General features: G+C 69.4%; 18 protein-coding genes. 6 read left to right on the top strand and 12 right to left on the bottom strand.

Annotated elements, in window-relative coordinates; translation table 11 throughout:
• Positions 1-501 precede the first annotated feature (501 nt).
• On the bottom strand, positions 502-786 hold the full coding sequence (locus tag ACFY2Z_RS02370) for a hypothetical protein (RefSeq protein WP_390742285.1): 285 nt from the start codon (positions 784-786) through the stop codon (positions 502-504).
• 274 nt (positions 787-1,060) lie between these two features.
• Here ACFY2Z_RS02370 and ACFY2Z_RS02365 point away from each other — a divergent pair, with 274 nt between their 5' ends.
• Positions 1,061-2,647, top strand: coding sequence for an IS1182 family transposase (locus ACFY2Z_RS02365; RefSeq protein WP_390742284.1), 1,587 nt, complete (start codon positions 1,061-1,063; stop codon positions 2,645-2,647).
• A 651-nt stretch (positions 2,648-3,298) separates the two neighbouring features.
• On the opposite strand, the gene dapD is transcribed toward ACFY2Z_RS02365, so the two are convergent.
• The 3 genes from dapD to ACFY2Z_RS02350 all read right to left on the bottom strand — a co-directional run bounded on the left by dapD (position 3,299) and on the right by ACFY2Z_RS02350 (position 5,245).
• Complete coding sequence (gene dapD / locus ACFY2Z_RS02360) at positions 3,299-4,288, bottom strand: 2,3,4,5-tetrahydropyridine-2,6-dicarboxylate N-succinyltransferase (protein WP_311699450.1); 990 nt, start codon at positions 4,286-4,288, stop codon at positions 3,299-3,301.
• A gap of 97 nt (positions 4,289-4,385) precedes the next feature.
• Positions 4,386-4,925 (bottom strand): TetR/AcrR family transcriptional regulator, encoded by a 540-nt coding sequence (locus ACFY2Z_RS02355; RefSeq protein WP_390742283.1) that lies wholly within the window; start codon positions 4,923-4,925, stop codon positions 4,386-4,388.
• On the bottom strand, positions 4,925-5,245 hold the full coding sequence (locus ACFY2Z_RS02350) for a DMT family transporter (protein ID WP_390742282.1): 321 nt from the start codon (positions 5,243-5,245) through the stop codon (positions 4,925-4,927). The genes ACFY2Z_RS02355 and ACFY2Z_RS02350 overlap by 1 nt, the downstream gene beginning before the upstream one ends.
• 426 nt (positions 5,246-5,671) lie before the next feature.
• Here ACFY2Z_RS02350 and ACFY2Z_RS02345 point away from each other — a divergent pair, with 426 nt between their 5' ends.
• Entirely contained in the window at positions 5,672-6,535 is an 864-nt protein-coding gene (locus ACFY2Z_RS02345; RefSeq protein WP_390742281.1) for an AbfB domain-containing protein, read from the top strand.
• Between the two features lie 105 nt (positions 6,536-6,640).
• Here the strand turns inward: ACFY2Z_RS02345 and ACFY2Z_RS02340 are convergent, their stop codons facing one another.
• From ACFY2Z_RS02340 to ACFY2Z_RS02305, 8 genes are all read right to left on the bottom strand, one after another.
• On the bottom strand, positions 6,641-6,976 hold the full coding sequence (locus ACFY2Z_RS02340; RefSeq protein ID WP_355903490.1) for a metal-sulfur cluster assembly factor: 336 nt from the start codon (positions 6,974-6,976) through the stop codon (positions 6,641-6,643).
• Entirely contained in the window at positions 6,973-7,440 is a 468-nt protein-coding gene (gene sufU, locus ACFY2Z_RS02335; RefSeq protein WP_390742280.1) for a Fe-S cluster assembly sulfur transfer protein SufU, read from the bottom strand. Before sufU ends, ACFY2Z_RS02340 begins: the two co-directional genes overlap by 4 nt.
• A 99-nt stretch (positions 7,441-7,539) precedes the next feature.
• Positions 7,540-8,796 carry a cysteine desulfurase gene (locus tag ACFY2Z_RS02330; protein WP_390742279.1) on the bottom strand — a complete coding sequence of 419 codons (1,257 nt, stop codon included), beginning with the start codon at positions 8,794-8,796 and terminating at the stop codon, positions 7,540-7,542.
• Positions 8,793-9,557 carry a Fe-S cluster assembly ATPase SufC gene (sufC, locus tag ACFY2Z_RS02325; RefSeq protein ID WP_390742278.1) on the bottom strand — a complete coding sequence of 255 codons (765 nt, stop codon included), beginning with the start codon at positions 9,555-9,557 and terminating at the stop codon, positions 8,793-8,795. Before sufC ends, ACFY2Z_RS02330 begins: the two co-directional genes overlap by 4 nt.
• Before the next feature lie 7 nt (positions 9,558-9,564).
• Positions 9,565-9,894, bottom strand: coding sequence for a non-heme iron oxygenase ferredoxin subunit (locus ACFY2Z_RS02320; protein ID WP_390742277.1), 330 nt, complete (start codon positions 9,892-9,894; stop codon positions 9,565-9,567).
• A complete protein-coding gene (sufD, locus tag ACFY2Z_RS02315) occupies positions 9,891-11,075 on the bottom strand; it encodes a Fe-S cluster assembly protein SufD (protein WP_390742276.1) in 1,185 nt (394 codons plus the stop codon). Before sufD ends, ACFY2Z_RS02320 begins: the two co-directional genes overlap by 4 nt.
• 61 nt (positions 11,076-11,136) lie before the next feature.
• A complete protein-coding gene (gene sufB / locus ACFY2Z_RS02310; RefSeq protein ID WP_311699440.1) occupies positions 11,137-12,558 on the bottom strand; it encodes a Fe-S cluster assembly protein SufB in 1,422 nt (473 codons plus the stop codon).
• Positions 12,555-13,325 carry a helix-turn-helix transcriptional regulator gene (locus ACFY2Z_RS02305; protein WP_390742275.1) on the bottom strand — a complete coding sequence of 257 codons (771 nt, stop codon included), beginning with the start codon at positions 13,323-13,325 and terminating at the stop codon, positions 12,555-12,557. Before ACFY2Z_RS02305 ends, sufB begins: the two co-directional genes overlap by 4 nt.
• 161 nt (positions 13,326-13,486) lie before the next feature.
• On the opposite strand from ACFY2Z_RS02305, the gene ACFY2Z_RS02300 reads away from it, so the two are divergent.
• From ACFY2Z_RS02300 to ACFY2Z_RS02285, 4 genes are read left to right on the top strand one after another with little or no spacing between them, the layout of a single operon-like run.
• Positions 13,487-14,278, top strand: a complete 792-nt coding sequence (locus ACFY2Z_RS02300; protein WP_390742274.1) for an aminoglycoside N(3)-acetyltransferase — start codon at positions 13,487-13,489, stop codon at positions 14,276-14,278.
• 50 nt (positions 14,279-14,328) lie between these two features.
• Positions 14,329-15,252, top strand: a complete 924-nt coding sequence (locus ACFY2Z_RS02295) for an ABC transporter ATP-binding protein (RefSeq protein WP_390742273.1) — start codon at positions 14,329-14,331, stop codon at positions 15,250-15,252.
• The gene (locus ACFY2Z_RS02290) at positions 15,249-16,019 is read left to right on the top strand and encodes an ABC transporter permease (protein WP_390742272.1); all 771 of its coding nucleotides are present in this window, start codon (positions 15,249-15,251) and stop codon (positions 16,017-16,019) included. Before ACFY2Z_RS02295 ends, ACFY2Z_RS02290 begins: the two co-directional genes overlap by 4 nt.
• Before the next feature lie 54 nt (positions 16,020-16,073).
• The gene (locus ACFY2Z_RS02285; RefSeq protein WP_390742271.1) at positions 16,074-17,081 is read left to right on the top strand and encodes a heme A synthase; all 1,008 of its coding nucleotides are present in this window, start codon (positions 16,074-16,076) and stop codon (positions 17,079-17,081) included.
• Positions 17,082-17,128 lie beyond the last annotated feature (47 nt).

Here is a 17,128-nt window from a genome sequence, read left to right as displayed (position 1 = left end):
GAACCGCCCCGGGTCAGACGGAGGCTGGTGCTTTGCGGCTCCTGACGGCAGAAGATGACGGCAACAGAGCCGTACGCATGGGGACCTTGGCGGTAACAGGTGGACTGCCTTGAGCCCCTGGAGTAGGGACGCGGCAGCGCGCACGCGCGAGGGGATGAACTCCTAAAGCGGTGCTCACCCGAGTCGTCAGCGTTGCAGAAGTCGTCGAACAGCACGTTGACCACGTAGCCCAGATCCTCGAGTTCCTCCGGCTGAAGCCACACGTCGCGTTGCCATGAGGGACTCGTCAGAGCGAGAACCGCCGGCACAACATGCGGACGAAAAGCGAGGAACTCGATGCCGTGATCAGTTACCCAGCCAGCCTACTGCGCTGGTGAGGGGCGTTGGCGTTGTCCGATCACGGGACTGCGGACAGAGACAAAACGGCTCTGGTCGGAGTTTTGTGAATGGCCAGGTCAGCAGCACGGGGATACTGGGGATCCAGCCCCACTGCGGAGGTTGCTACCCAACAGCCACGACGTGACCGGCCGTGACCTGAGGAGGGTTGGGAAGCAACGACGCGAGGTTGTCCCGTACGAAGTCCGTCGCCCGCTTGACTGACTCGTCGGCCCCGGCTTGGTCTTCATAGACGCTGGTAGAGACCATCACTCCATTCCCGGCGTCAACCCAGTAGTAGGCCACGAAGCCGGGGACTTGGCGGAGGAGGGGGACGAATCCCTCGTCCACTCGGCGTCCCGCCTCGGCAGGATCCGTCACCCCTTCGTACCGCCGAACCACTGCGTACATAGCTATCTCCTCATCGATCCCAGGGCCGCCTTGCTCGAAACGACATACCCCTCAGCGCGCGTCCCCCGCTCGTGGGACGTCCGGAAGGCACTCGGATAGGCGCATGGGCCATCCGAACTGGGCATCTGTTGTGTGCGGGGCGAAACGGGGCTTCACGGAACTCTGGTCAGAGCCGTTCTAGGTGACTGGTGTTAATCGTGTGAGCTCGCATTGGGTCTTCAGCATGTGCCAGGGTGCCGGGTGTTGGTCGCTGGGTGTGGGGAGAGGTTGAGCGATGGCAGTGGGCCGGACTCCGATGCAGCCGGGGTTGCTCTCCTCCACGGCGGGTTTCTGCGAGGGTCGGCTGGCGCCGAACTCGATCTACGTGGTGCTGCACCGCGAGTGCCGGGCGTTGTTCCCCGATGAGATGTTCGCCGATATGTTCGCCGAGGACGGCCGCAGGTCGGTGCCGCCGATGATCGTGGCGGTCGTGATGGTCCTGCAGCGTCTGGAGGGCTTGTCCGATCGGGAGGCGGTCGAGCGGTTCGCCTTCGATGTGCGCTGGAAGTACGCCGCCGGCGGGCTGGACTTCGACCATCCGGGGTTCGTGCACACCGTCTTGGTGGACATGCGGGCGCGGCTGGCCGCTTCTGACTGCCCGAACCGGATCTTCCAGCGGACGGTGGAGGTCGCCGCTCGGGCGGGGCTGGTCGGCCGCCGCCGGGTGCTGGACTCGGCTCCGATCTATGACGCGGTGGCCACGCAGGACACCGTCACGCTGATCCGCTCGGCGATCCGCGGTCTGCTGCGGGCGGCCGATCACGTGCTGCGGGCCCAGCTGCGGGCGGTACTCTCCAGCGGCGACGCCTACACCGACATGGCCAAGCCGGTCATCGACTGGACGGACGCGGCCGAGCGGGAGGCCCTGGTGGATTCGCGGGCCCGGGACGGATACGCGCTGCTGGCTGTGCTGGACGGCCGGGTCCTGCAGGAGGACGTGACTCAAGCCGCGCACTTGCTGGCCACCGTGCTCGGCCAAGACCTGGAGCGGGACGGGGACGCCTTCCGCATCGCCCGCAAGGTGGCCGCGGACCGGGTGATCTCCACGGTCGATCCCGAGGCCCGGCACGGGCACAAGACCGTCCGCCGGTCCTTCGACGGCTACGAGGGTCACGTGGCCGAGGACCCCGACAGCGAGGTCATCACCGCGACCGCGATCACGGCGGGCAACGCCGGCGACGCCGAACCCGCCACCGAGCTGCTGGCCGACATCCTCCACGCGCCCGCCCCGGACGCGCAGGCCGCAGGCGAGCGGGCCGAGGTCTACGGCGACGCCGCCTACGGGACCGGACCGCTGCTGGCCGAGCTGGACCAGGCCGGCGTCGAGGTGATGGTCAAGGTGCATGCGGCCAACGCGCCTGGCGGACGGTACTCCAAGGACGTTTTCACCATCGACCTGGAGGCGGGGCAGGTCACCTGCCCGAACCAGGTGACCGCTCCGATCCGCCCGAAGCCTGACGGCGGTGGGGCGGCCTGTTTCGGGACCGCCTGCGCCGCCTGCCCGCTAGCGGCCCAGTGCACTACCGCCAGGAACGGACGCGTCATCACCATCGGCCCGCACGAGGTGCACCTGGCCAGGGGCCGGGCACGCGGCACCGACCCCGCCTGGCTGGCCGCCTACCGGGCCACCCGCCCCAAAGTCGAACGCAAGATCGCCCACCTGATGCGACGACGGCACGGTGGACGCCGTGCCCGGGTGCGTGGCCGCGCCAAGGTCGCCGCGGACTTCTCCCTGCTGGCCGCTGCCACGAACATCGCGCGGCTCGGCGTGCTCGCAGTCATGTCCACAGCCGGTGGAAACTGGGCGGTCACCACCGGCTGACCGCCCGAAGAGGCCCAGGACCACGCCAACGACCCGCACGCGGCCGCGCCAAGACCCTCAACAGTCCCCGAGACGGCCACGAGCCGCCCACAGGCCACCCGAGCACCAGCCGGCAACACGATCCTGACGCCCTCAACGGCGACACCGCACGCCCAGGAAGGCCCGCTTAACACCAGTCACCTAGAGCCCCATCAGCCCCCGCAGCAACAGACTGCGGCGCCAGACAGACTTGGGCGCCTGTCGAATCCGTGTCGAAATCCGGCTTGTTGGGCGTCCAGCTGAGGGATAGACACAGGTCAACGCGAGGATGAGCCTCAACCCGCCAAGCGCCTTCTAAGCGCCTGGTCTCACAGCGCGTGCCACAGCCGTGCCAGATAGAGCGGTCAACCACGGTCAACAGCGGCTCGCATCGGCTGAGATGCGCCGGTGGCCTGCGAGCTCTTCAGGGCGGGGGTGACCTGCGCACCGGGGTCCTCCCTCATCCCCGCCCTTACAAGGCGGCCGTCTCCCACAACGCACAAGCGCCCTCCCGGGCCGTCCTAGGGCCGTGGAAGGGCGCTCGATGGTGACCAACGTCGACAACTGCCGACAGCTCAGCAGCAGGTCAGAGCGGTGATCGATTAGGCGGCCGCAGGTCACGGCCGCCGAAGATCAGTTGTGGCTGTGCAGGATCTCGTTCAGGCCGCCCCAGACCGCGTTGTTCGGGCGGGCCTCGACCGCGCCCGTGACCGAGTTGCGGCGGAAGAGGATGTTGGAGGCGCCGGAGAGTTCACGGGCCTTGACGATCTGGCCGTCGGGCATGGTCACCCGGGTGCCGGCGGTGACGTACAGGCCGGCCTCGACGACGCACTCGTCGCCGAGGGCGATGCCGACGCCCGCCTCCGCGCCGATCAGGCAGCGCTCTCCGATGGAGATGATCACATTGCCGCCGCCGGAGAGCGTGCCCATGGTGGACGCGCCGCCGCCGATGTCCGAACCGTCGCCGACCACGACACCCGCGGAGATACGGCCCTCGACCATGGAGGTGCCGAGCGTGCCGGCGTTGAAGTTCACAAAGCCCTCGTGCATGACGGTCGTGCCCTCGGCCAGGTGGGCACCGAGGCGCACCCGGTCGGCGTCGGCGATCCGGACGCCCTTCGGGAGGACGTAGTCCGTCATGCGCGGGAACTTGTCGACGGACGTCACCTGGAGGTGCAGGCCCTCGGCGCGGGCGGTGAGGCGCACCTTTTCGACGTCGTCGACGGCGACCGGGCCGAGCGAGGTCCAGGCGACGTTGGCGAGGAAGCCGAACATGCCGTCCAGGCTCAGGCCGTGCGGCTTGACCAGGCGGTGCGAGAGCAGGTGCAGGCGCAGATAGACGTCGTGCGCGTCGATCGGCTTGTCGTCGACGGAGGCGATGACCGTGCGGACCGCGATCACCTCGACGCCCCGGCGGGCATCCGGGCCGATCGCCCGCGCGGCGCCTTCGCCGAGCAGTTCCACGGCGTGCTCGGGAGACAGCCGCTCGGTGCCGGACGGGCCGGGCTCGGCGGCCAGCTCGGGCGCGGGGAACCAGGTGTCGAGAACGGTGCCGTCGGTGGCGATGGTGGCGAGGCCGGCGGCCACGGCACCGGTGGTGCGGGGAGCAGTCGTGTCGGTCATGAGGGAAACCTAACGTGGCGGGGGGCGCGCGGGCGAACCGGCGAACGAGCCGTCTCACGAGCCGGGCCCGGCACCGCGCACCGGCTGTCCAGGGGGGTCAGCCCTCCAGTACCCGTCGGAGCATCTCGCGCGCGTACTCCTCGTCGTACTCCGCCCCCGTCAGCAGCACCTGGAGACAGATCCCGTCCATCAGCGCGAGCAGCGCCCGCGCGGTGACCGGGTCGGTGCGGTGGGACAGCCGCTCGGCCGTCTCCTCCGTCCACTCCGCGGCGACCGGGCGCAGGGCGGGCCGGCGCAGGGCCGCGAGGTACAGCTCGTACTCCAGCTCCACGCCCGTGCGGTCGCCGCCCAGCCACGTCCCCAGGGCATGGGCGAGGTCCGCCGCGAGGTCGCTCTCCGTGGACTGCGGCAGACCGTTCTCGGCGAGGGCCTTGGCGAAGCCCTCGTTCGTCTGCCGCAGTGCGGCGACCATCAGCTCGTCGAGGGTCTTGAAGTGGTACGTCGTGGAGCCGAGCGGCACGTCGGCCTCGGCGGCGACGGAGCGGTGGCTCAGTCCGGCCAGGCCCTTCTTCCCCACCACCCGGATCGCCGCGTCCACGATCCGCTGCCGCCGCTCGGGGTCGTAGCGCCGGGGCATCAGTGAGCACCTCCGAGGTTCAGGACCACCACCCCGCCGACGATCAGCACGATGCCGGCGATCTTCGCGAGACCCAGGCCCTCCCCGAAGAGCACCAGTCCGAGGGCGGCCACGGCCGCGGTGCCGACCCCCGCCCAGATCGCGTAGGCCGTGCCGATCGACAGGGTCTTCAGGCACTGGGCGAGCAGCGCGAAGGACACGATGTACCCGAGGAGGGTCACCAGGGACGGCCCCGGCTTGCTGAAGCCCTCGCTGTACTTCATGGCGGTGGTGGCGGCGACTTCGGCAGCTATCGCCCCGGCGAGGAACGCGTATCCCATGTGTACGAGTGTACGCACGATATGTACGACCGTACACATCCCGCTCGAACCCCAGCTCGCCTCCCCGCCCAGGACCCTTCCGCCTCGGGATGACGCGCAGCCCGCCTCGGGCCGGCGCGCAACCCGTCGGCGCGTGACCAGAGCGGTCGGCACGGCCTCGCGCGGGGGCTGTCTGATTCGGCGTCAACAGCCGTTCGCCCACTGCCCGGACGCACAGATCACAGCATGGAGAAACCGCTCTCTAAGAGGGTGCTACCGACCGGTCATGTCCACTACTGTTTCACCGGTTGCCCACCCGGTATCCACGGCCGCCCCCTTCCGTGCGCCCGTGACCGGGTCGCCTCTGCCTTTCCCCTGCTCCCCTGCTGGGTCACACCCACTCGACGATTCCGCGTACGCCGTCAGGCGACGCCGAGGGAACCGCGCATGCCAGAACAGAACCCCCCACTCACCCCCGACCGCCCCGCCCACTCCCCCGTCTGGGAGACAGGTGTGACCCCCGGCGAGCCCCGCACGCCCGGGAGCCGCCGACTCTGGGCGGCCGGCCTGACAGCCGTGGCCGTCCTCTCCTCCAGCGCGCTGGCGATCTCCTTGCTGGCCAGGAACACTGACGGCCCGTCACCCGGCAGCTCCGGGGACACCGCGGTCGCGCTGAGCGGCCCGGACGGACTCGGCTTCTCGCTGCCCGCCGCCCCCGTGGCGGCCCCCAGCGGAAAGAGCGGCATGACCTCCGTCCGGTCGTCGGCCTCGGCGGACGGATCGGCCTCCGCCTCGCCCGCCTCGCCCACGGCCGGATCGGGGTCCGCCACCCATCCGCCGAAGGGCGGCGCGCCGGCCTCCTCCGGCAAGCCCAGCACGTCCACGTCGTCCGCCACCTGGCGCTCGGTCCGGTCGGTCAACTACCCGGACCGCTACTGGCAGGTGAGCGGCGACATCGTGCGGCTGGACCCGGCCGGTTCCGCCTCCGCCCAGCGTGCCGCGACCTTCAAACTGGTGAAGGGGCTGGCCGATGACTCGTGTTACTCCTTCACCACGGCCGACGGCACCTATCTGCGGCACCGCGACTTCCTGCTGCGGGCCGAGCCGGACGACCGCTCCGCGCTCTTCGCGCAGGACGCCACCTTCTGTCCCCGTGTCTCGTCCTACCCCGGCGCGGTCATGCTGGAGTCGGTGAACTATCCGGGGCGCTTCCTGCGCCACCAGAACTTCCGGCTCAAGCTGGATCCGAACCAGAACAGCGACCTCTACCGGGCGGACTCCGCGTTCCGGCTGGTGGACGGCCTGAGCTGAACAACAGGAAACGGCGACGCCCGTCGGGCGTCGCCGTTCTCCGCGGCCGGGAAGGCCGAAAGGGACCTCAGGGGCCGGGGCGACCTCGGAGGAGGTCAGGGCAGCTCAGACGTTGAAGCCGAGCGCCCGAAGCTGCTCACGGCCATCGTCCGTGATCTTGTCGGGACCCCACGGCGGCATCCAGACCCAGTTGATCCGCAGCTCGCTCACCAGACCGTCCGTGGCGGACTTGGCCTGGTCCTCGATGACGTCCGTCAGCGGACAGGCCGCCGAGGTCAGGGTCATGTCGACGGTGGCGATGTTGGCCGACTCGTCGATGTGGATGCCGTAGATCAGCCCGAGGTTGACGACGTCGATGCCCAGCTCGGGGTCGACGACGTCCATCAGGGCCTCGCGGAGCTCATCCTCCGAGACCGGCTTCATCTCCACGGTGTCGCTCATGCCGTCTTCCTTTCGGCGTCGGCCCCGCCCAGGGCCTGGGCCGTCGCGTCCTTCCACGCCATCCAGCTCAGGAGGGCGCACTTGACCCGTGCCGGGTACTTGGAGACACCCGCGAACGCGACCGCGTCCTCCAGGACGTCCTCCATCGCTTCGTCGGGCTCGATCCTGCCCTTGGACTGCATCAGCTCCAGGAAGGTCTCCTGGACCTTCTGTGCCTCCGTCACGTCCTTGCCGACGAGGAGTTCGTTCAGCACGGAGGCCGAGGCCTGGCTGATCGAGCAGCCCTGGCCCTCGTACGAAACGTCCTTGATCGTCGTGCCGTCGTACTTCACACGCAGCGTGATCTCGTCGCCGCAGGTCGGATTGACATGGTGCACCTCGGCGTCGCCGTCCCGGAGACCACGCCCGTGCGGGTGCTTGTAGTGGTCCAGGATGACTTCCTGGTACATCGAATCCAGTTTCACAGCGACCAACCTCGCGTCCTGTCGTCCGTTGCGTGGTCATTCGGCCGGGGGGCCGGGGGTTGCCCCCCGGGATAACTCAGCACGGTCTCAGCACGCCCTTCAGCCGAAGAAGTTCCGTACGTGCTCCAGCCCCTCGACCAGTGCGTCGATCTCGGCCGGCGTGGAGTACAGATAGAACGACGCTCGCGTGGTCGCAGGAATTCCGTACCGCAGGCAGACGGGACGGGCGCAGTGGTGGCCGACCCGGACCGCGATGCCCTGCTCGTCCAGGACCTGGCCCACGTCGTGAGGGTGGATGTCACCCAGCGTGAAGGAGATCGCCGCGCCCCGGTCCTCGGCCGTGGTGGGGCCGATGATCTTCAGGTCGGGGACCTCGCCCAGCCGCTTCACCGCGTACTCGGTGAGCGCGTGCTCATGGGCGAGGATCTTGTCCATGCCGATCGAGGTCAGATAGTCGATCGCCGCGCCCAGACCGACCGCCTGCGCGATCGGCGGGGTACCGGCCTCGAACTTGTGCGGCGCGGGGGCGTACGTCGACGAGTGCATCGACACCGTCTCGATCATCTCTCCGCCGCCCAGGAACGGAGGAAGGTCCTCCAGCAGCTCCTGGCGGCCCCAGAGAACGCCGATACCCGTCGGACCGCACATCTTGTGGCCGGTGAAGGCCACGAAGTCGGCCTGCAGCGCCTGCACGTCCAGCGGCATGTGCGGCGCGGCCTGGGAGGCGTCGACGCACACCAGCGCACCGACCTCCTGGGCGCGGCGGACTATCGCCTCGACCGGGTTGACCGTGCCCAGGATGTTGGACACCAGCACAAAGGAGACGATCTTCGTCTTCTCGGTGATGATCTCGTCGATGTTCGACAGGTCCAGCCGGCCGTCGTCCGTGAGACCGAACCACTTCAGCTTCGCGCCGGTGCGCTGCGAGAGCAGCTGCCACGGGACGATGTTGGAGTGGTGCTCCATCTCCGTGATGACGATCTCGGTGTCGTGGTCCACGCGGTAGGGCTCGTCGGCCCAGCCCAGCATGTTCGCCACGAGGTTGAGCGACTCGGAGGCGTTCTTGGTGAAGATGACCTCGTCGCGACTCGGCGCGTTGATGAACTCGGCGACCTTGTCACGCGCGCCCTCGTACAGCGCCGTGGCCTCCTCGGCGAGCACATGCACACCGCGGTGGACGTTGGCGTTGTAGCGCTCGTAGTACTCGCTGAGGACGTCGAGCACCTGGCGCGGCTTCTGCGAGGTCGCCGCGTTGTCCAGGTACACGAGCTTCTTACCGTCGTGGACCAGTCGGTCCAGGACGGGGAAGTCCTTGCGGATCGCCTCGGTGTCGAGGAGGCCCGGCAGCTGTGTCACGCGGATACGCCACCCTTCGTGTATGCCTCGTAGCCCTCGTCCTCCAGCTTGTCGGCGAGCTCGGCACCGCCGGACTCGACGATCCGCCCGCCGGAGAAGACGTGGACGAAGTCGGGCTTGATGTAGCGCAGGATGCGCGTGTAGTGCGTGATCAGCAGGGTGCCGACCTCGCCGGTCTCACGGATGCGGTTGACGCCCTCGGAGACGATGCGGAGCGCGTCGACGTCCAGACCCGAGTCGGTCTCGTCGAGGATCGCGACCTTCGGCTTGAGCAGTTCGAGCTGGAGGATCTCGTGGCGCTTCTTCTCACCGCCGGAGAAGCCCTCGTTCACGTTGCGCTCGGCGAAGGACGGGTCCATGTGGAGACGCTCCATGGCCTCCTTGACCTCCTTCACCCAGGTGCGCAGCTTCGGCGCCTCGCCGCGGACGGCCGTGGCGGAGGTGCGCAGGAAGTTGGAGACCGAGACGCCGGGGACCTCGACCGGGTACTGCATCGCCAGGAACAGGCCCGCGCGGGCGCGCTCGTCGACGGACATCTCCAGGACGTCCTCGCCGTCGAGCAGCACGGTGCCGCTGGTGACCGTGTACTTGGGGTGCCCCGCGAGCGAGTAGGCGAGGGTCGACTTGCCCGAGCCGTTGGGGCCCATGATGGCGTGCGTCTCGCCCTGCTTCACGGTGAGGTCGACGCCCTTGAGGATCTCCTTCGTGGCGTTGTCGGCCTCGACGGTGACGTGCAGGTCTCGGATTTCAAGCGTTGCCATGGGTGCCTCAGGACTCCTGGGTGAGGGAGACGAGCACGTCGTCCCCTTCGATCTTTACGGGGTATACGGGGACGGGGCGCGTCGCGGGAAGAGCGTCGGGCTTGCCGGACCGAAGGTCGAAGCGCGAGCCGTGCAGCCAGCACTCGATGTGGCAGTCGTCGACCTCGCCCTCGGACAGCGAGACGTTCGCGTGCGAGCAGATGTCGTTGATGGCGAACACCTCGCCCTCCGTGCGCACGACGGAGATCGGCGTGCCGTCGAGTTCCACCCGCTTCGGGGTGTCCTCCTCCAGCTCGCTGAGCCCACAGACGCGTACGAACTTCGACGAGTCAGTCATGCGACCGAGGCCTCCAGCTCCTCTTCGATCTTGGCGAGCAGCCGCTCCTCGATGTCCGCGACACCGATCTGCTGGACCAGCTCGGCGAAGAAGCCGCGCACCACCAGACGGCGGGCCTCGTGCTCCGGGATGCCGCGGGCCATCAGGTAGAAGAGCTGCTCGTCGTCGAAGCGGCCGGTGGCGCTGGCGTGGCCGGCGCCGACGATCTCGCCGGTCTCGATCTCCAGGTTGGGGACCGAGTCGACGCGGGCGCCGTCGGTCAGCACGAGGTTGCGGTTCATCTCGTACGTGTCCGTGCCTTCGGCCTTGGCCTCGATGAGCACGTCGCCGATCCACACGGCGTGCGCGTCGTCGCCCTGGAGCGCGCCCTTGTAGACGACGTTCGACTTGCAGTGCGGGGTGTTGTGGTCGACGAAGAGCCGGTGCTCCTGGTGCTGGCCCCTGTCGGTGAAGTAGAGCCCGAACAGCTCGGCCTCGCCGCCGGTGCCCGCGTAGGTCACACGCGGGCTGAGGCGGACCACGTCGCCGCCGAAGGTCACGACGACCGACTTGAAGGAGGCGTCCCGGCCGACCAGCGCGTTGTGCTGGGCCGCGTGCACCGCCTTGTCGTCCCAGTCCTGGACGGAGACGACGGTCAGCTTGGCGCCGTCGCCCAGCAGGTAGTCGACGTTGGCGGAGAGCACCGCGTCACCGGTGTGGTCGATGACCACGACGGCCTCGGCGAAGGCGCCGAGCTCGATCACCTGGTGGCCGAAGGCGGTGCCGCCCTGGCCGTGCACGGCGATACGGATCGGCTCGGTGAGGACGGTCTCCTTCGGGACGGTCACGACCGAGGCCTTCTCGAAGACGGAGTACGCCTGGGCGGCGACGCGGTCCACCGGGGTGCCCGCCTTGCCGAGCCGGGCGTCGTCACGGCCGACGGTCTCGACGGTGACGCCCTCGGGTGCCTCGACGGTCACCTTCACGCCGTCGCCGTTCGCGACGGCGGTGCCGTCGTGCAGACCACGCAGGCGCTCCAGCGGCGTGAACCGCCATTCCTCCTCGCGGCCGTGCGGCACCGGGAAGTCCGCCACGTCGAAGGACGGCGGCGCACTCATGCGCGTGGCGACGGTCGACTCGGCGGCGACCGCGATCTGGCCCGCGGTGGTGGAGCCCACGGGGATGTTCTGAGCCTCAGCCATGGCTGTCGGTCTGCTCTCTTCCTACGTCAGAAATCTGCGTGCTGCTGTCGAGGGGCGGGTCTTAACCGACCGCGCCTTCCATCTGCAGCTCGATCAGCCGGTTGAGTTCGAGCGCGTACTCCATGGGCAGTTCCTTGGCGATCGGCTCGACGAAGCCGCGCACGATCATCGCCATCGCCTCGAACTCGGAGAGGCCGCGGCTCATCAGGTAGAAGAGCTGGTCCTCGGAGACCTTGGAGACGGTCGCCTCGTGGCCCATGGACACGTCGTCCTCGCGGACGTCGACGTACGGGTACGTGTCGGAGCGGGAGATGGTGTCGACGAGCAGCGCGTCGCACAGCACGTTCGACTTGGAGCCGTGCGCGCCCTCGCCGATCTCGACCAGACCTCGGTAGGAGGTACGGCCGCCGCCGCGCGCCACGGACTTCGACACGATGTTGGACGAGGTGTTCGGCGCCATGTGGACCATCTTGGAGCCGGCGTCCTGGTGCTGGCCCTCGCCGGCGAAGGCGATGGAGAGCGTCTCGCCCTTGGCGTGCTCGCCCATCAGGTAGACGGCGGGGTACTTCATCGTCACCTTGGAGCCGATGTTGCCGTCGATCCACTCCATGGTCGCGCCCTCGTAGGCCACGGCGCGCTTGGTGACCAGGTTGTAGACGTTGTTCGACCAGTTCTGGATGGTCGTGTAGCGGCAGCGGGCGTTCTTCTTGACGATGATCTCGACGACCGCGGAGTGCAGCGAGTCCGACTTGTAGATCGGGGCCGTGCAGCCCTCGACGTAGTGCACGTAGGCACCCTCGTCGACGATGATCAGGGTCCGCTCGAACTGGCCCATGTTCTCCGTGTTGATACGGAAGTAGGCCTGGAGCGGGATCTCCACGTGCACGCCCGGCGGCACGTAGATGAAGGAGCCGCCGGACCACACGGCGGTGTTCAGCGCGGCGAACTTGTTGTCACCCGCCGGGATGACCGTGCCGAAGTACTCCTTGAACAGCTCGGGGTGCTCCTTGAGCGCCGTGTCGGTGTCCAGGAAGATGACGCCCTGCTCCTCCAGGTCCTCGCGGATCTGGTGGTAGACGACCTCCGACTCGTACTGGGCCGCGACACCGGCCACGAGGCGCTGCTTCTCCGCCTCGGGGATGCCGAGCTTGTCGTACGTGTTCTTGATGTCCTCGGGCAGGTCCTCCCAGGACTCCGCCTGCTTCTCCGTGGAGCGCACGAAGTACTTGATGTTGTCGAAGTCGATGCCCGACAGGTCCGAGCCCCAGTTCGGCATGGGCTTCTTCTCGAAGAGCTTCAGACCCTTGAGGCGCAGCTTGGTCATCCACTCCGGCTCGGACTTCTTGCCGGAGATGTCACGGACGACGTCCTCGTTCAGACCGCGCTTCGCCGCGGCACCGGCCTCGTCGGAGTCGGCCCAGCCGTATTCGTACTTGCCCAGGCCCTCGAGTTCGGGGTGGGCAGTCTCCGTGGGGAGAGTCATGCGGGGTTCCTCCCGGCCGTGCTGGCAGATGCGTTGTGGGTGGTCTCGGAAATCTTTGAGGTTTTGGTCGCCGGGGGCGTCTTGGGGATGAACGTCGTGCAGACGCCGTCACCGTGCGCGATCGTCGCCAGTCGCTGGACATGCGTGCCGAGCAGCTCGGAGAAGATCTCCGTCTCGGCCTCGCACAGCTGGGGGAACTGTTCCGCAGCGTGGGCGACCGGGCAGTGGTGCTGGCAGAGCTGTTCGCCGACCGGCGCGCTGCGCGCCGTGGCAGCGTACCCGTCCGCGCTCAGCGCCTTGGCCAGGGCTTCGGTCCGTCGTTCGGGGTCGGCGGCCTCGATGGCCCGGCGGTAGGCGGTGGCCTGCTCGGCGATCCTCGCGCGCGCGAAGGCGACGACGGCCTCGTCCCCGCCGAACCGCTCCTGGATCCAGCGCAGCGCGTCCACGGCCAGTTTGTCGTACGACTGGTCGAAGGCGTCCCGGCCGCAGTCGGTGAGCGCGAAGACCTTGGCGGGACGGCCGCGCGTCCGCGCCCCGTACACCCGCTGCTCGCGGGCCTGGACCACGGTGTCCGCGACCAGGGCGTCCAGATGCCGGCGTACGGCCGCCTGGGTGAGTCCCAGCCGTCCGGCCAGCTCGGCGACGGTCGACGGGCCGTGGTCCAGGATGGAGCGCGCGACCCGGTTGCGCGTGGAGCGCTCCCCGGTCCCGAGTTCCTCCTGAGGGGCCCCCGTAGGTGCCTCCTGGGCCTCGCCGACGTTTTTCACAACGCCATTGTTGCGTAATTCCTCGAAGACTGACAAGCGCCGTCGGAGCGGCCCGCCGGTGCGGTACATCACTTAGGCATACCTAAACCGACCTGCGCAAACGATCTCCGATCGATCAAACGGGTGGCGGTCCGCGGTGGTCTGCGCGAGACTCCCGGACCATGCCCACACCCCCTCCGACCGGCCCTCTTGTGACCCGGGACACGGTCTTCGCGGAGCTGCGCACGCTCGGCGTCCAGCCCGGCGAGACGCTCCTCGTGCACTCCTCGCTCAGCGCGCTCGGCTGGGTCTGCGGAGGCGCCGTCGCGGTCGTGCAGGGATTGCTCGACGCGCTCGGGCCGGACGGCACCCTGGTGGTCCCCGCCCAGACCGGGCACCTCTCGGACCCGGCGGTGTGGTCCCGTCCCCCGGTGCCCCAGGAGTGGTGGGACACGATCCGCGCCACGATGCCCGCGTACGACCCGCTCGTCACCCCCTCGCTCGGGGTCGGGGTGATACCGGAGACCGTCCGACGATGGCCGGGGGCCCGGCGCAGCGCGCACCCGCAGACCTCCTTCGCGGCTGTCGGAGCCCGGGCGGCGGAGGTGGTCGCGGGGCACGCGACCGACTGCCGGCTGGGCGAGCGCAGCCCGCTGGCGCGGCTGGAGGCGATGGGCGCCCGGGTGCTCCTGCTGGGCACGGGCTACGACACCTGTACGAGCTTCCATCTCGCCGAGTACCGGATCCCCTCCCCCCTGGTCCGGGTGGGACGGCCCGGACCGGAGGGCTGGGAGGTGGTGACCGAGGTCTCGATCACCTCCGACCGGTTCGACGAGCTGGGCCATGACTTCGAGCGGGACCGTCCGGTGGTCCGCGGAACCGTGGGCGCGGCCCGCGCACGGCTCTTCCCGGTGGCGGACGCGGTGGCCTACGCGGAGCGGTGGCTGGGCGTGCACCGGCCACGCGACGAGTAGTTTCGGACCCCCTGGTCCGGCGCCCGGCGCGCCTACCTAGACTCTGGCCCATGCGAAGTGAGCCGGTCATCCAGGTGCAGTCCCTGGTGCAGCGGTACGGCACGAAGACCGCTGTGGACCGCCTCGACCTGGTGGCCGAAGCGGGTGTCACCGCCGTACTCGGCCCCAACGGGGCGGGCAAGACGACCACCGTCGAGACCTGCGAGGGATACCGGAAGCCGGACTCCGGCACGGTGCGCGTCCTCGGCCTCGACCCGGTCCGCGACGCCGCCGCGCTGCGCCCCCGGATCGGCGTGATGCTCCAGTCCGGCGGTGTGTACGCGAGCGCCCGCGCCGAGGAGATGCTCCGGCACGTGGCGAAGCTGCACGCCCACCCGCTGGACGTGGACACGCTCATGGAGCGGCTCGGGCTCGGCAGCTGCGGGCGGACGCCCTACCGGCGGCTGTCCGGCGGCCAGCAGCAGCGGCTGGCGCTCGCGATGGCCATCGTCGGCCGCCCGGAACTGGTCTTCCTCGACGAGCCCACTGCCGGCCTGGACCCGCAGGCCCGCCGCGCGACCTGGGACCTGGTGCGCGATCTGCGTGCCGACGGCGTCTCCGTGATCCTGACGACCCACTTCATGGACGAGGCCGAGCAGCTCGCCGACGACGTCGCGATCATCGACGCGGGCCGGGTCATCGTCCAGGGCTCCCCCGAGGAGCTGTGCCGCGGCGGCGCCGAGAACACGCTGCGCTTCACGGGCCGACCGGGCCTCGACGTGGGGTCCCTGCTCAAGGCCCTGCCGGCGGACTGCACGGCGGCGGAGCTGACACCCGGCGCGTACCGTGTCGTCGGCAAGGTCGACCCTCAGCTGCTCGCCACGGTCACCTCCTGGTGCGCCCAGCACGGGGTGATGCCGGACCGGATCTCCGTCGAACGGCACACCCTCGAAGACGTCTTCCTGGAAATGACCGGCAAGGAGCTGCGCTCATGACCACCGCCGGTACCTACACCCCCGAGCCCGGCGCCGCGCCACTGCCGCGGATGATCGCGGCGCAGGCCGTGCTCGAGACGAAGATGCTGCTGCGCAACGGCGAGCAGTTGCTGCTGACGGTCGTCATCCCGACGCTGCTGCTGGTCCTCTTCAGCTCCGTCGACATCGTGGACACCGGCGCGGGCAAGGCCGTCGACTTCCTCACCCCGGGCATCCTCGCGCTCGCCGTGATGTCGACCGCGTTCACCGGGCAGGCCATCGCGACGGGCTTCGAGCGCCGCTACGGCGTGCTGAAGCGGCTCGCGTCCTCGCCGCTGCCCCGCTGGGCCCTGATGGCCGCGAAGACGGCCTCCGTCCTGGTCACCGAGGTCCTCCAGGTGATCCTGCTCACGGTCATCGCCTTCGCGCTGGGCTGGTCGCCGCACGGCAACCCGTTCGCCGTGCTGCTCCTGCTGGTCCTGGGTACGGCGGCGTTCTCCGGGCTCGGTCTGCTGATGGCGGGCACGCTGAAGGCGGAGGCCACCCTGGCCGCGGCGAACCTGGTCTTTCTGCTGCTGCTCGTCGGCGGCGGTGTGATCGTGCCGCTGGACAAGTTCCCCGCCGGCGCGCAGGACGTCCTCGGCCTCCTGCCGATCTCCGCACTCTCGGACGGCCTCCGGAGCGTCCTCCAGCACGGCGCCGGCATGCCCGTCGGCGACCTGGGGATCCTCACGGTGTGGGCGGTCGTGGGACTGGCCGTGGCCGGCCGGTTCTTCCGCTGGGAGTGAGCGGCCGGGCCATCGCCCGACCCAAGTGAATTCATGCACAAGCGGCCCCCTACGATGAGGGGCGTGCCAAACGTGACCCGCGCCGATGCCGTAGCGGCCGTGCGCAACCCGCTCGCCTTCATCGCCGCACGCTGGACCCCGGAACCCCGGACGGTGCAGCGGGCGGCGTTCGCCGCGCTCGCCATGTCGGTGGTCCTCGTGGTCACCGGTGGCGCCGTACGCCTGACCGGTTCGGGGCTCGGCTGCCCGACCTGGCCGGAGTGCACGAACGACTCGCTGACCACGACCAGCGCGATGGGCCTGCACGGCGCCATCGAGTTCGGCAACCGCATGCTGACGTACGTGCTGTGCGCGGCGGTCGGCTGGGCGATCATCGCCGCGCGCTCGGAGAAGCCGCGGCGGCGCAGCCTCACCCGGCTCGGCTGGGCGCAGTTCTGGATCGTGATGAGCAACGCGGTCCTCGGCGGCATCGTCGTCCTCGTCGGCCTCAACCCGTACACCGTCGCCGCCCACTTCCTGCTCACCACCGCGCTCATCACGGTGGCCGCGGTCATGTGGCAGCGCACCCGCGAGGGCGACGCGGCACCGCGCCCGCTGGTCGGCAAGGCCGTGCAGCAGCTGGTGTGGTTCCTGGTCGTCGCCTCGGCGCTGCTGATCACGGTCGGCACGGTGGTCACGGGTGCCGGACCGCACGCCGGTGACTCCAGCGACGTCAAGCGCATTCCGATCGACTGGGAGACGGTCAGCAAGCTGCACGCCGTGTTCGCCTGGATCGTGGTGACGCTGACCTTCGCGCTGTGGTTCGTCCTCAAGGCCGTCGACGCGCCCACGGGACCGCTGCACCGCACCCGCGATCTGTTCGTGGTGCTGCTGGCCCAGGGAGTGGTGGGCTATGTGCAGTACTTCACGCACCTCCCCGAGGTACTGGTCGGCGTCCACATGTTCGGCTCCTGCCTGGTGTGGATCGGAACGCTGCGCGTGCTGCTGTCGCTGCGTGAGCGCCCCTCGGTGACGGTGGATCTTCCGGGTCCCTCGGCGGAGTCGGCGCTCACCACCGCGTGACCGCGGGCCCCGTCCGGCACCGCTGATCCGGGTCGCACGGCGGACGT

The sequence above is a fragment of the Streptomyces sp. NPDC001222 genome (genome assembly GCF_042896945.1).
Lineage (GTDB): Bacteria > Actinomycetota > Actinomycetes > Streptomycetales > Streptomycetaceae > Streptomyces > Streptomyces gibsoniae.
This window is presented reverse-complemented; position numbering and strand designations above follow the sequence as displayed.

What these genes read in the sequence shown, in the direction of transcription:
- ACFY2Z_RS02300 (WP_390742274.1), top strand. Translation starts at nt 13,487, where the DNA reads ATGCCCACACCCCCTCCGACCGGCCCTCTTGTGACCCGGGACACGGTC.
- ACFY2Z_RS02345 (WP_390742281.1), top strand. Translation starts at nt 5,672, where the DNA reads ATGCCAGAACAGAACCCCCCACTCACCCCCGACCGCCCCGCCCACTCC.
- ACFY2Z_RS02340 (WP_355903490.1), bottom strand. Translation starts at nt 6,976, where the DNA reads ATGAGCGACACCGTGGAGATGAAGCCGGTCTCGGAGGATGAGCTCCGC.
- ACFY2Z_RS02290 (WP_390742272.1), top strand. Translation starts at nt 15,249, where the DNA reads ATGACCACCGCCGGTACCTACACCCCCGAGCCCGGCGCCGCGCCACTG.
- sufC (WP_390742278.1), bottom strand. Translation starts at nt 9,557, where the DNA reads ATGGCAACGCTTGAAATCCGAGACCTGCACGTCACCGTCGAGGCCGAC.
- dapD (WP_311699450.1), bottom strand. Translation starts at nt 4,288, where the DNA reads ATGACCGACACGACTGCTCCCCGCACCACCGGTGCCGTGGCCGCCGGC.
- ACFY2Z_RS02350 (WP_390742282.1), bottom strand. Translation starts at nt 5,245, where the DNA reads ATGGGATACGCGTTCCTCGCCGGGGCGATAGCTGCCGAAGTCGCCGCC.
- ACFY2Z_RS02370 (WP_390742285.1), bottom strand. Translation starts at nt 786, where the DNA reads ATGTACGCAGTGGTTCGGCGGTACGAAGGGGTGACGGATCCTGCCGAG.
- sufD (WP_390742276.1), bottom strand. Translation starts at nt 11,075, where the DNA reads ATGGCTGAGGCTCAGAACATCCCCGTGGGCTCCACCACCGCGGGCCAG.
- ACFY2Z_RS02285 (WP_390742271.1), top strand. Translation starts at nt 16,074, where the DNA reads ATGAGGGGCGTGCCAAACGTGACCCGCGCCGATGCCGTAGCGGCCGTG.
- ACFY2Z_RS02355 (WP_390742283.1), bottom strand. Translation starts at nt 4,925, where the DNA reads ATGCCCCGGCGCTACGACCCCGAGCGGCGGCAGCGGATCGTGGACGCG.
- ACFY2Z_RS02295 (WP_390742273.1), top strand. Translation starts at nt 14,329, where the DNA reads ATGCGAAGTGAGCCGGTCATCCAGGTGCAGTCCCTGGTGCAGCGGTAC.
- sufB (WP_311699440.1), bottom strand. Translation starts at nt 12,558, where the DNA reads ATGACTCTCCCCACGGAGACTGCCCACCCCGAACTCGAGGGCCTGGGC.
- ACFY2Z_RS02320 (WP_390742277.1), bottom strand. Translation starts at nt 9,894, where the DNA reads ATGACTGACTCGTCGAAGTTCGTACGCGTCTGTGGGCTCAGCGAGCTG.
- ACFY2Z_RS02365 (WP_390742284.1), top strand. Translation starts at nt 1,061, where the DNA reads ATGGCAGTGGGCCGGACTCCGATGCAGCCGGGGTTGCTCTCCTCCACG.